General features: G+C 67.8%; 9 protein-coding genes. 6 read left to right on the top strand and 3 right to left on the bottom strand.

Annotated features, from left to right (window positions below; translation table 11 throughout):
• Positions 1–4: 4 nt before the first annotated feature.
• Genes M3T53_RS00310 through M3T53_RS00300 form a run of 3 tightly spaced genes read right to left on the bottom strand, consistent with a single transcriptional unit; the run spans position 5 to position 3,107 of the window.
• Positions 5–820, bottom strand: coding sequence for an energy-coupling factor transporter transmembrane component T (locus tag M3T53_RS00310; RefSeq protein ID WP_272432430.1), 816 nt, complete (start codon positions 818–820; stop codon positions 5–7).
• Positions 817–2,523 (bottom strand): ABC transporter ATP-binding protein, encoded by a 1,707-nt coding sequence (locus tag M3T53_RS00305; protein WP_272432429.1) that lies wholly within the window; start codon positions 2,521–2,523, stop codon positions 817–819. The genes M3T53_RS00310 and M3T53_RS00305 overlap by 4 nt, the downstream gene beginning before the upstream one ends.
• Complete coding sequence (locus M3T53_RS00300; protein ID WP_272432428.1) at positions 2,520–3,107, bottom strand: ECF transporter S component; 588 nt, start codon at positions 3,105–3,107, stop codon at positions 2,520–2,522. The genes M3T53_RS00305 and M3T53_RS00300 overlap by 4 nt, the downstream gene beginning before the upstream one ends.
• 449 nt (positions 3,108–3,556) lie before the next feature.
• On the opposite strand from M3T53_RS00300, the gene rpsL reads away from it, so the two are divergent.
• From rpsL to M3T53_RS00270, 6 genes are all read left to right on the top strand, one after another.
• Entirely contained in the window at positions 3,557–3,931 is a 375-nt protein-coding gene (gene rpsL / locus M3T53_RS00295; RefSeq protein ID WP_272432427.1) for a 30S ribosomal protein S12, read from the top strand.
• Positions 3,931–4,401, top strand: coding sequence for a 30S ribosomal protein S7 (gene rpsG, locus M3T53_RS00290; RefSeq protein ID WP_272432426.1), 471 nt, complete (start codon positions 3,931–3,933; stop codon positions 4,399–4,401). Before rpsL ends, rpsG begins: the two co-directional genes overlap by 1 nt.
• Before the next feature lie 89 nt (positions 4,402–4,490).
• Positions 4,491–6,614: an elongation factor G gene (fusA, locus tag M3T53_RS00285; protein WP_272432424.1), complete on the top strand. Its 2,124-nt coding sequence runs from the start codon at positions 4,491–4,493 to the stop codon at positions 6,612–6,614.
• 156 nt (positions 6,615–6,770) lie between these two features.
• Positions 6,771–7,958 carry an elongation factor Tu gene (gene tuf / locus M3T53_RS00280; protein WP_272432422.1) on the top strand — a complete coding sequence of 396 codons (1,188 nt, stop codon included), beginning with the start codon at positions 6,771–6,773 and terminating at the stop codon, positions 7,956–7,958.
• 603 nt (positions 7,959–8,561) lie between these two features.
• Positions 8,562–11,456 carry an MSCRAMM family protein gene (locus tag M3T53_RS00275; protein ID WP_272432421.1) on the top strand — a complete coding sequence of 965 codons (2,895 nt, stop codon included), beginning with the start codon at positions 8,562–8,564 and terminating at the stop codon, positions 11,454–11,456.
• 226 nt (positions 11,457–11,682) lie between these two features.
• Positions 11,683–13,362, top strand: a complete 1,680-nt coding sequence (locus M3T53_RS00270) for a SpaH/EbpB family LPXTG-anchored major pilin (protein ID WP_272432420.1) — start codon at positions 11,683–11,685, stop codon at positions 13,360–13,362.
• Positions 13,363–13,403 lie beyond the last annotated feature (41 nt).

The raw sequence follows: 13,403 nt of genomic DNA, 5'->3' as shown, positions 1-13,403 counted from the left end.
GGTTCTAGGCGAATCTGCGTTGGAGGCCGAATCCGTCGTCCCAGAAGGCGGCGACGAGGGCGGCGGTGGCGGCGAGGGCGAGGAGGAGGACGAGGGTGTCTCGGGCGCGCCACACGAAGTCCGTCCTCTCGGTGCGCGTCGGGTGGGCGCCGAAGGCCCGGGCGTCCATCGACATGGAGACGCGCTCGGCGTGGCGCACGGCGGCGGCGACGAGGGCGGGGACGGAGCGCAGCCAGCGGGCGGCGGTGCCGATGAGGGGCAGGTCGAGGCTGGATCCGCGCAGCATCTGGGCCTCGAGGATCGACTGCTGCTCGCGCCGCAGGACGCCGATGAAGCCGAGGGCGGCGGTGCCGGCCTGCCCGATCCTGCTGGGCATCCTCAGGTGGACGACGAAGGCGCGGATGGTGTCCTCGGGGCTGCTGAGCAGTCCCGCGGTGACGATGAGGGAGACGATCGAGGCGATGCGGCTGCTGAGGTTGATCCCGGACGCCCATTGGCCGGGGGAGAGCAGGGGCAGGCCGGTGGGGGCGTCGGGGGAGGGGGCGGCCGCGGGGTCGGCGGACCAGCCGGCCCCGAGGGTGAGCAGGGAGGCGAAGACGAGGATCAGCGCGGCGGCCCGGAGGCCCCGTCGGGGCTGGGCGAGGACCATCAGGGGGACCGCGACGGCCAGGGCGAGGGCGCCGGGCTCGGGGGAGTACGAGGTGGCGATGACGGCGATCACGGGCAGGATCGCGAGGAAGGGGGCCAGGGGGTCGAGGCGGAGCACGCCGGCGAGCCCGGATGGAGCCGGGCGGGGCGGGGGCAGGACGGGGGCGCTCATGGGAGTCCCGCTTCTGCGGCCGGGGCGAGGTCGTCGAGGGACAGCCAGGCCGGGACGTCGATGCCTCGGGCTCGGGCGCGTTCGGCGATGAGGGCGACGGGGGTGGGGCGCAGCCCCGCGGAGCGCAGGAGGAGGTGGTCGGCGAGGACGGTCCGGGCGGGGCCGTCGACGACGATGCGCCCGCGGTCGAGGACGACGGCCCGGTCGGCGTAGGCGGAGGCGATGGACAGGTCGTGGGTGGCGAAGAGGACGGCGCCGGAGTCCTCGGCGAAGGCGCGCATGTGCTCCATGAGGGCGTGGACGTGCCGATCGTCCTGGCCGAAGGTGGGTTCGTCGAGGAGGACGAGGTCGCGGGGGATGGTGAGGGCGGCGGCGACGCTCAGGCGCCGCTTCTGGCCGCCGGAGAGGGTGAAGGGGTTGCGGTCGGCGAGGCCTGTGAGGCGGTAGTCGTCGAGGAGGCGGGCGACGGTCCGGTCGATGACGTCGGAGGGGAGTTTCGCCAGGCGCATGGCATGGGCGAGCTCGTCGCGGACGGTGCCGGTGACGAACTGGTGCTCGGGGTTCTGGGTGACGAGGGTGACGGGGCGGTTCGACGGGCGGCGCGTCGGGCCGGCGGTGCGGACGGAGCCGTCGGAGAGCCTTTGGATCCCGACGAGGGCGCGCAGGAGCGTCGACTTCCCGGAGCCGTTGGCGCCCAGGAGGGCGATCATCTCGCCGCCCCCGATCTCCAGGTCGATGCCGTAGAGGATCGTCTCGTCTCCCCGTCGGACGCACAGCCGGTGGGCGCGCAGGACGGGGGCGGGGCGCTCCGGCGGCGGGAGGGGGGCCGGGGCGTCGTCGGGGGCTCCGTCGATGCGGGGGGAGAAGCTGGTGGCGAGGGCGGCGAGGGTCTCCTCGGGCCCCAGGGGCGGGGGGCTGACGGAGAGGCGCCTGCCGAGGTCGATGGAGGTGGGCAGGCGGATGCCGGCGGCGGCGAGGGAGTCGGCGGCATCGACGAACACGTCGCGGGGGGTTCCTTCGGCGATGAGTCCCCCGTCCTCGTCGAGGGCGATGACCCGGTCGACCCGGTGGGCGAGGTCGTCGAGGGAGTGCTCGATGATGAGCAGGGAGGTTCCGGTCGTCGTGAGTCCGGCGATCCGGGTGTGCAGGTCGTGGGCGGCCGCGGGGTCGAGGTTGGCGGTGGGCTCGTCGAGGACGAGAATCTTCGGCCGTTGGGCGAGGGCCCCGGCGAGGACGACCCGTTGGCGCTGGCCCCCGGACAGGGTCCAGGGGTCGCGGGCGGCGAGGTCGGCGATGCCGAGGTCGGCGAGGGCCCTGCCGGCGCGCTCGATGATCTCGTCGGCGGGCAGGAGGAGGTTCTCCAGGGCGTAGCAGACCTCGTCCCACACGGTGCGGGTGACGATCTGGGCGTCGGGGTCCTGCATGACGATGCCGACGCGGGTCGCCAGGGGCGCGATGTCGGTGTCGGCGACCTCGGAGCCGTCGACGAGGATCGAGCCGCGGTAGTCGGAGGGCACGGAATGGGGGATGAGGCCGTCGATCGTCAGGGAGACGGTGGATTTGCCGCAGCCGGAGGGGCCGATGAGCAGGGTGGAGGTGCCCTCGGGCAGGTCGAGGGTCAGAGGCGAGGCGGGGACCCAGGTGTCGCTGCCGTGGTAGCGGATCTGGACCCGATTCAGACTGGCGGGGACTGCGGGCGTCACCGGGTCACCGCGACTCCGGCGCTCTGGAGGGACCGGCGCAGGAGGAAGCACAGGGCGAGGGTCGCGTAGCAGGAGATGAGGGACACGACGATGGCGATGACGAATTGCGCGGGGGTCTGGGTGACGCCGTAGCCGGTGCCGTACATCGCGGCGTTGAGGCCGCCGAAGACGGTGGCGCCCATGCCGTAGGTCCACCACGTCCACTTGCGGTAGAGGAAGAGGGCGATCGGGATCTCGAGGAAGGCGGCGCCGATGACGTTGCCGATGATCGCGGTGGGGCCCAGGGGCGTGGTGAAGGTCGAGATGATCCCCATGAGGAGGCCCGCGACGAGGAACGCCCCGGGCTTGGGGACGACGAGGCCGGGCAGGAGGTAGGCGAGGTACCAGGCGCCCATGACGGCGCACAGGATGAGGATGGATCGGGGCGTGGTGGCGAAGATCGGGGTGAAGATCGACAGGGGGACGACGACGAGCGAGCCGACGACGGAGAGGGCGGCGAGGGTCATGAGGTTGCGGGTGCCCAGGACGGAGTCGCGCAGGCCCGAGCGCGAGGAGGTGCGGATCGTCTCGTCGAGTTCGGACATTGATGCGCCTTTCCACGGAGTCGGCGGCCCATTATCGAGGCCGCGCTGATGAGAATGAGGATAGGCTCATATTAGAATTGTTCGGCCAGGTCGGGAGAGGACCTTCCTCACACTGGACGGCCCGATCTCCGCAGCGCGATGGGCGCGGGGGTGCGCTCCACGTCACCCCCGGGGCCTTTGACCCGCGAGGGTTCCGGCCCGTATCCTGGCCGAGGTTCCCGTGGCTTCGCGGGTCCTCATCCGCCGGTCCCGCACCGGCAGCGGGCTCCGTCCGTCGGAGCTCCGGGCGTCATCCTCTGACCCGGTAGGCACCGCCTCCTCGTCATCATGGCGCACCGGCCCCTGACGGACACTCGTGCGCCCGCGGGGGGATCCATCGGTCATGGAAGACTGACACAAGGGCGCGGCTCATCGGGCCGTGCCTCCGACGGAAAGAAACTGGAGTCCCAGTGCCTACCATTCAGCAGCTCGTCCGCAAGGGCCGCAGCTCCAAGCGCGCGAAGGCCAAGACCCCCGCGCTCAAGGGCTCGCCCCAGCGCCGCGGCGTGTGCACCCGCGTGTACACCACCACCCCGAAGAAGCCGAACTCGGCCCTTCGTAAGGTCGCCCGCGTGCGCCTCTCCTCCGGCATCGAGGTCACCGCGTACATCCCCGGTGAGGGCCACAACCTGCAGGAGCACTCGATCGTCCTCGTTCGCGGCGGTCGTGTGAAGGACCTGCCCGGCGTGCGCTACCGCATCGTCCGCGGCTCGCTCGACACCCAGGGCGTGCGGGGCCGCCAGCAGGCCCGTTCGCGTTACGGCGCCAAGAAGGAGAAGAAGTAATGCCCCGTAAAGGCCCCGCTCCCAAGCGTCCCCTCGTCGACGACCCGGTCTACGGCTCGAAGGTCGTCACCCAGCTCGTCAACCGCATTCTCCTCGACGGCAAGAAGACCGTCGCCGAGCGCATCGTCTACGGCGCTCTGGAGACCGTTCGCGAGCGCACGGACCAGGAGCCCGTCTCCGTCCTCAAGCGCGCTCTCGACAACATCCGCCCGGCCCTCGAGGTTCGCTCCCGCCGAGTCGGCGGCGCGACCTACCAGGTCCCGGTCGAGGTCCGTCCCGCTCGCGCGACGACCCTCGCGCTGCGCTGGCTCGTCGACTTCTCCCGCCAGCGGCGAGAGAAGACGATGACCGAGCGCCTCGCCAACGAGATCCTCGACGCCTCCAACGGCCTGGGAGCCGCTGTCAAGCGCCGCGAGGACATGCACAAGATGGCCGAGTCGAACCGCGCGTTCGCTCACTACCGCTGGTGATCCCCTGTCGGCGGGGGAGGCCGCGGTCCCCCTCGCCGACGGGATGACCCGCGAGTCACTCACCCACTTCGACCGAAGGAACCTCACTCGTGGCACAAGAGGTGCTCACGGACCTCAACAAGGTCCGCAACATTGGCATCATGGCTCACATCGATGCCGGCAAGACGACCGTGACGGAACGCATCCTGTTCTACACGGGCATCAACTACAAGATCGGCGAGACGCACGACGGCGCCTCGACGACCGACTGGATGGAGCAGGAGAAGGAGCGCGGCATCACGATCACGTCCGCCGCGGTCACCTCCTTCTGGAACGGCAACCAGGTCAACATCATCGACACCCCCGGCCACGTCGACTTCACCGTCGAGGTCGAGCGCTCGCTGCGCGTCCTCGACGGCGCCGTCGCGGTGTTCGACGGCAAGGAGGGCGTCGAGCCCCAGTCGGAGACCGTGTGGCGCCAGGCCGACAAGTACGAGGTCCCCCGCATCTGCTTCATCAACAAGATGGACAAGATGGGCGCGGACTTCTACTTCTCCGTGTCGACCATCAAGGACCGCCTCCACGCGACCCCGATCGTCATGCAGCTGCCCATCGGCGCCGAGAACGAGTTCGAGGGCCAGATCGATCTGCTGACCATGGAGTCCCTGCGCTACCCGGCGACCGACGACAAGGGCCAGCCGACCCTCGGCTCGGTCATCGTCCGCGGCCCGATCCCCGAGGACCTCCAGGAGCGCGCCGAGGAGTACCGCGAGGCGATGGTCGAGGCCGCCGCCGAGGGCTCCGACGAGCTCACCGAGGCCTACCTCGAGAACGGCGAGCTGACGAACGAGCAGATCAAGGAGGGCATCCGCCTCCTGACGGTCTCCGGCAAGGCCTTCCCGGTCTACTGCGGCACGGCCCTGCGCAACATGGGCGTCCAGCCGGTCCTCGACGCGGTCGTCGACTTCCTCCCGTCCCCCCTCGACGTCGAATCCGTCAAGGGCTTCAAGCCCGGTTCCGACGACGAGGAGAAGACCGAGTCGCGCACGCCCTCCGAGGCCGAGCCCTTCGCGGCCCTCGCGTTCAAGATCGCGGCCCACCCGTTCTACGGCAAGCTGACCTTCGTGCGCGTCTACTCGGGCAAGGTCGAGTCGGGCGCCCAGGTGCTCAACTCCACCAAGGGCAAGAAGGAGCGCATCGGCAAGATCTTCCAGATGCACTCGAACAAGGAGAACCCGGTCGACGAGGCGCACGCCGGACACATCTACGCGGTCATCGGCCTCAAGGACACGACGACCGGCGACACGCTGTGCGCGATCGACAAGCCGATCGTCCTGGAGTCGATGACCTTCCCCAAGCCGGTCATCCAGGTCGCCGTCGAGCCCAAGTCGAAGGCCGACCAGGAGAAGATGGGCGTCGCCATCCAGAAGCTCGCCGAGGAGGACCCGACCTTCACCGTCGAGCTCGACGCGGAGACCGGTCAGACGATCATCGGCGGCATGGGCGAGCTCCACCTCGACATCATCGTCGACCGCATGCGCCGCGAGTTCAAGGTCGAGGCGAACGTCGGTTCTCCGATGGTCGCCTACCGCGAGACCATCCGCAAGACGGTCGACAAGTACGAGTACACGCACAAGAAGCAGACGGGCGGCTCCGGCCAGTTCGCGCGCGTCATCATCGCCCTGGAGCCGCTCCCGGCGGGCTCCGACAGCGAGTACGAGTTCGAGGACAAGGTCACCGGCGGCCGCGTTCCGCGCGAGTACATCCCCTCGGTCAACGCGGGCATCCAGGACGCCATGCAGTCCGGCGTCCTCGCCGGCTACCCGATGGTCGACATCAAGGCGACGCTCCTCGACGGCGCCTACCACGAGGTCGACTCCTCGGAGATGGCGTTCAAGGTCGCGGGCTCCATGGCCCTCAAGGAGGCCGCGAAGAAGGCGTCCCCGGTCCTCCTCGAGCCGATCATGGCCGTCGAGGTCCGTACTCCCGAGGAATACATGGGCGACGTCATCGGCGACCTGAACTCGCGGCGCGGCTCGATCCAGTCGATGGACGAGCAGCACGGCGTGCGCGTCGTCAAGGCGCAGGTCCCGCTCTCGGAGATGTTCGGCTACATCGGCGATCTGCGCTCGAAGACGCAGGGCCGCGCGGTCTACGCGATGGAGTTCGACAGCTACGCCGAGGTCCCGCGCAACGTCGCGGAAGAGATCATCGGAAAGTCTCGGGGCGCGTGAGTCCCACCGGGTGCGCTCGCCGGGCCCCGTCCCTTCGGGCGGGGGCCAGCGAGCCGCCTCACACCAAATAAAACCCAGTAGGTCTCATGCCCCGGCAGTGTTAGAGTGACACCAGCCAAAGGCTGAGAAAAACTACCCGAGTCCAGGAGGACACAAGTGGCGAAGGCCAAGTTCGAGCGCACCAAGCCGCACGTCAACATCGGCACCATCGGTCACGTTGACCACGGCAAGACGACGCTCACCGCAGCGATCACCAAGGTGCTTCACGACAAGTACCCCGAGCTCAACGAGTTCACCCCCTTCGACCAGGTCGACAACGCCCCCGAGGAGCGCGACCGCGGCATCACCATCAACGTGTCCCACGTTGAGTACCAGACCGAGGCGCGTCACTACGCCCACGTCGACGCCCCCGGCCACGCCGACTACGTCAAGAACATGATCACCGGCGCGGCCCAGATGGACGGCGCGATCCTCGTGGTCGCCGCCACCGACGGCCCGATGGCCCAGACCCGCGAGCACGTCCTGCTCGCCCGTCAGGTCGGTGTCCCCACGATCCTCATCGCCCTCAACAAGGCCGACATGGTCGACGACGAGGAGATGCTCGAGCTGGTCGAGGAGGAGTGCCGCGACCTCCTGGAGTCCCAGGGCTTCGACCGCGACGCCCCGATCATCCAGGTCTCGGCCCTCAAGGCCCTCGAGGGCGACGCCCAGTGGACCGCGAAGGTCGAGGAGCTCATGGAGGCCGTCGACGCCTTCGTGCCGACCCCCGAGCGCGACATGGACAAGCCCTTCCTCATGCCGATCGAGGACGTCTTCACGATCACCGGTCGTGGCACCGTCGTCACCGGCCGTGTCGAGCGCGGCAAGCTCCCGATCAACTCCGAGGTCGAGATCCTCGGCATCCGCGAGCCCCAGAAGACCACGGTCACCGGCATCGAGATGTTCCACAAGTCGATGGACGAGGCGTGGGCCGGCGAGAACTGCGGCCTCCTCCTGCGCGGCACCAAGCGCGACGAGGTCGAGCGCGGCCAGGTCGTGGCCGTCCCCGGTTCGATCACGCCCCACACCGACTTCGTCGGCCAGGTCTACATCCTCAAGAAGGAAGAGGGCGGGCGTCACAACCCGTTCTTCTCGAACTACCGTCCGCAGTTCTACTTCCGCACCACCGACGTGACCGGCGTCATCACCCTCCCCGAGGGCACCGACATGGTCATGCCCGGCGACACCACTGAGATCACCGTCGAGCTGATCCAACCCATCGCCATGGAGCCCGGCCTCGGCTTCGCCATCCGCGAGGGCGGCCGCACCGTCGGCTCCGGCCGCGTCACCGAGATCAAGAAGTGATCGACGCGGAGCCTGTCCGCTGACGATCCTCTGCGGGACCCCCGCTCGCTTCGGCGAGCGGGGGTCCCGTTCGTTCTCGGCGGGGCGAGGGGGATCGACCGGGTCGGAGCGGGCTGATCGCTGTCCGGCGCTGCGTGTCCGGTCGCGTCCTGTCCTCGTGGGGCTCGTCCGCCGATGGGGGCGCTCGCCGTGCCGATAACCCGATATATCGTCATATGGTTCATGACCTGCGTTAATGCGAAGAATTCTTTTTCCCTCCGCGACAATTTCTCTCGGTCTTCTCCACAGTTATTAGGGACGATTTGCTCGGGGGGGGGGGGAGGTTATTATTCAGTAAGTTTCAAGAGTGCAAAGAAGATTGAAAAGCGCGTGCTGGTGTCGTGATGGCGTTGCGTTCGATCGTCGAGTCGGGAAGGTGCGCATATGCGGCATCGTGGGATAACGTATCGAAATAGACGGGTCCGCCACGCGCGTCGCCGTCATGGCGCGACCTCGGGCGTCGTCACCGCTGTCTGCTCCCTCGTGCTCATCGGGGCCGTCGTGCTGCCGCAATCCTCGGCCGCCGCGGACGAGCCCGCCGATCCCGTGGTCGCGGAGTCTCCCGTGGATTCTCCGCAATCCGGTGAGGGGGCCGGAGTGCCGGATCAGCCCGAGGTCGAGTCCGACTCCTCCGCTCCGCTCCGCCCCGGCGAGGATGTCGAGGACCTGGAATCGGAGGATCTCGACGAGGAGGGTCGCACCCCTGCGGCATCCCCCGACGATGTTGAGCCGGAGGCCCTTATCGAGCCGAGGGCGGTCCGCGGCCCCGCTGCGAATCCCCTGAGGTCCCGGAATGCGCCCCTGTCGTGCGGGGCCGGGGACTACTACACGATCGCCGACAACGGCGAGGTCCGCCTCGTCACGTCGGCGAATGGGATTCCCCGTCCGTCGACAGTCCCCGCCTTCAGCTTTCCACGCGATTATTCGCGTACCTACCGAGATGAGGGGGACCATTACAATGGGCTCGCCATCGGAGACGGGGGCCGTGTCGCCTACGCCTACAACCGCAACAACAACCGGCGGCTGACGATCCGCAGGTGGACTCCCAACGACGGGGTGAGAGCCCTGTACACCGGTGATATCCCAACCCTGAAGAACGTCTACAACTATCATCGGAAGCCGGTATACGGCGTTGACCAGGGATCGCTGATCGCCGGCGGCATCGACCCCACCGACCCGAACAGCGCCTTCTACTTCGGGGGGTTCTTCGAATTCAAACCGGATCGATACGGCCATCACAACGTTTATTTCCATCTGCTGAAGTACGAGGGCGGACGAGTCGTATCCGTGGGGTACGTCTATGTGCGCGAGCACGGCGCCGATTCCGGTAATGGGGATATCGCCTTCAGCTCTGCGGGCGACCTCTTCATCCTCTGGAACGATGGGAAGAAGCACACGAAGGTCGTCCCGGTCCTTAAAGAAGAGCTCGACCGCGCTCGCGGTGGCGAGATCCGCCCGTCCGGCAAGACCGCGGATCTCAAAGCCTCGAAAGGCCAGGCCAATGGGCTGGCCTTCGACAGCGAAGGGAACTTGTTCGTCCAATACTCCAAGGGCGGCCGGACTCGAAACTACTCGATCGATCCCGATACGGGCGAGGCCAATGGGCGCGACATCGAGCTTCAGGGCATGCCCGGGGGTCATGCGGGGAGCGACCTGGCCAGTTGCGCCAACCCCTCGACCCTCTACCTCGTCAAGAACCTCGTCGGACGCGAGAAGGCCGGGGACCAGTTCAGGATATCCGTTCTCGGCAAGGGGGGCGTCCTCCTCGCCCAGGACGAGACCCAGGGGACGGGAACCGGGCACCTCGCCTCCGCAGGGGTCTTCATCGTGAAGAAGGGCCGCGAGTACGTCATGAAGGAGGAGCCGCTCAACGGGGCGAGGATGAGCGACTACGACACGACGTTCCACTGCGTCGACCAGTACACCGGCAACCCGGTGGAGGCGACCCGCAAGCCCGGCGCGAACCCCACGTACGGCCTGTACGTCGCCCCGGGGGACTCCAGGGACTTCCTGTGCACCTTCACCAACACGCCCAAGCCGAAGGTCGGGGACGTCACCTGGCGCAAGGTCTCGTCGGCGACCGGGGAGCGCCTCGGGGGCTCGACGTGGCGGATCATCCCGGCCGACGGCTCGACCCCCATCGAGGTCGCCGACAACACCGGCCAACCCGGCTACTCCGGCCGGGACGCCGATCCTGCCGTCGGCGCGTTCGCCGTCAAGGGGCTGCCACTGGGCAGATACACCCTCCACGAGGACACGGCGCCCAGCGGATACGTCCCGGGGAACGACAGGCCATTCGAACTCGACGCGGGCAGCGCCTCGACCCCCGTCGCCCTCGGGGACATCGAGAACACCCCGATCACCGGCGCGGTGACGTGGCGCAAGACCGACGCCCAGGGCCGGCCCGTCGGAGGATCCGTATGGGTCCTCACCCCGACCGACCCTGCCGGATCGGCGCGGACGATCGAGGACTGCACGAGCGCCCCGTGCGGCGCCTCCGGAGACCAGGATCCGCGACCGGGGCACTTCACGCTCGCCTCCATCGCCTTCGGGACGTACGCCCTCACGGAGAAGACCCCGCCCACGGGCTACATCGCGACCGACAAGACCACGACCGTCGTCGTCAAGGACAACGGCGCGACCGTCGACGCGGGCGCGATCGCGAACAAGCGCCTGCCCCGGGTGAGCTGGACGAAGGTCGGAGACACCAGTGGGGGAGCCCGGCTCGGCGGATCCGCGTGGACCTGGCAGCCGACCGACCCCGCGGGAGCGGCGATGACCGTCGACGACTGCGTCGCGGACTCCGCAGCCGAATGCGCGGGCGCCGACATCGATCCCGCGGAGGGCGCCTTCCTCCTGAAGGACGTCGCCCTCGGGACGTACACCCTGACGGAGAAGACCGCTCCCCACGGCTACCAACTCGATTCGACGGCCCACAGGGTGTCCGTCGAGGCGGCGGACGCCGATACGACGATGACCCTCGGCCCCTTCGTCAACGTCAAGCTCACGGGGCCCGTCGTCTGGTCGAAGACCGATGCCGATAACGGCGCGGCCCTTGGCGGGTCGGAATGGGCCCTGACCGGACCGGGCGTGCCCCCGGGCACCGTGATCGCGGACTGCGAGGAGGCCGTCTGCCCGGCAGGGGCGTTCGCGGACCGGGATCCGGCCCCCGGCCGGTTCGAAGTCGCCGATCTGCAGGCGAGCGACGAGAAGTACTCGCTCACCGAGGCGAAGGCGCCGGCGGGGTATGTACTCGATGCCGTTCCGCACGACTTCCGCATCTCGGACGCCGGCGGTTACGCCTTCAGCGAGGCCTTCACGAACGCGAAGGCGAGGGTTCCCGGCCTGCCCCTGACCGGGGGGCTGAGCACCGATTCGCTCCTCCTGGCGGGCGCGGCCTCCCTCCTGTGCGCGGGAGGGACCGCGATGGCCGTTCGCAAGAGGAGGGCGCGGCGATGATGCGCCCGATGAATGAGGACTTGGTGCGCGCGCTATTCCGCGTGGCGCATTCAGGGCTCCGTCGCGCGACGGAGCGGAGAGTCGCACGGGAAGGGTTGTCGAATGGCGATCGCGTCGCGTATCCGGCTCTTCCTCAAGGAGGAGGCGCATGACGCCGAACGTGACGACTACTCGACCCACCCCCCGAAGCACAATGCTTCGGATCAACACTGAGAGGAAACATCCCGTGAACACGAAAATCCCGCGCTTGGGGCGTCGGGCGATCGCCGTCGTAGGGGCCTTGGCCCTCGGCGTCGTCGCTCTGGGCTCACCGGCATTCGCAGCCGATGGCAACATCGATCCGAATGCCAAGGGTTCGATCTTGGTGCATAAGTATGAGTCGGGTTCGTTGTCGCCTTTCGGTACGCCTGATGGCAAGACAAACATCGACAAGAAAACGCCGGTCGCGGATGTCCTTTTCACCGCCTATCAGATCAAGAACCTCGACCTGACCAAGCAGGCCGATTGGGGCAAGCTGCCCGCTTCGGTTCCTGCGGACGCCTGTGGCGCCGATTTCAAGACGCCGATGCTGACCCTCAAGGACGGCCTTGCCGCCACTTTCGATTCGGGCAAAGCGGCGGAAGCGAAGACCGATGCCCAGGGCGATTCCAAGATTTCCGAGCTGTCTGTCGGCGCCTACCTGGTGTGCGAGACGGAGGCTCCGAAAACTGTGCACAGGCGTGCTGCTGCTTTCCTCGTGACGATTCCTTTCCCGGATAATGGTGCATCCGTTGATTCCGGTGCCGACAACAATCCTGATAATGATCCGGATACCGAGTCGAAGACGAAAGGGTGGCTGTACGACGTCAACGTCTACCCGAAGAACACCGTCGTTGTTGCCCCGACTAAGGACATTCAGGTCGATGGCGCCAAGCACGGCATCCAGACCGGTGAGCAGTTGACCTTCCCGGTGACCGCCAAGGTGCCGAGCATCGGCAAGGACGACGCCTTCAAGTACTTCATCATTCAAGACGACTTCGATTCGAGCCTGGAGAACGGCAAGGTCGCGTCGGTCACTCTTAAGGGCGTCGAACTGAGCGCAGGCCAGGACTATACGAAGACCGACGGCGATCCCGCGTCGATCGCCTTCACCAAGGCGGGCCTCGACAAGCTGAAGGCCGCCCCCAACGAGAGCGTCGTCGTAACCTTCACCGCTGACGTGAAGAGCGTTCCGGCCGATGGCGCTATCAAGAACACCGCGAACCTCTACCTCGACACTATGCCCGGGACACCGGATGACCCGCAGACTCCGCCGCAGACGCCGCCGAGCACCCCGCCCAACGACAACCCGGGCGTGCCGACGAACCCTGTTGCCTCCAACTGGGGCGATCTGACCATCACCAAGCACGACAAGGACAACTCCAAGGCTCTCAGTGGCGCCACCTTCAAGATCTACAATGCCAAGGAGTCTTTCGCGGGCGCCTGTACCACGGAGATCGCGGCCGATGATCCCGCTACTTCTGGTGATGAATCTCAGCCGATCACCGTCAACGGTCGTTCCGAGTTCACCACGGGCGGCGACGGCACTGTCAGGGTCGAGGGCCTGTTCATCGATAAGAAGGTCGGCGCCGCAGGCGCGGACTCAGTGACTCCGGACCACGCCGACCGATGCTACGTCCTCGTCGAGACCGCTGCCCCTGCGGGCTACGTCCTGCCGGCCGGCGATGCCGCTAAGACCGCGGTGAAGGTTTCCGCGGGTACCGTCACCACGGATGACATCACTATCGACAACACCAAGCAGAACGTCCCCCAGCTCCCGCTCACGGGTGCCAACGGCCAGCTCCTGCTGACCATCGGCGGCGTCTCGCTCCTGCTCCTCGCCGTCGGCGGGACCCTCGTCGTCCGCCACCGTCGCGAGAAGCGGTGAGGATCGGCCGGACGGCCTCCTTCGGGCCGGGCCATCCGGCT

It is taken from the genome of Actinomyces sp. B33 (genome assembly GCF_028437565.1).
Lineage (GTDB): Bacteria > Actinomycetota > Actinomycetes > Actinomycetales > Actinomycetaceae > Pauljensenia.
The sequence above is the reverse complement of the archived record's forward strand: the minus strand, read 5'-3'. Positions and strand labels throughout refer to the sequence as shown.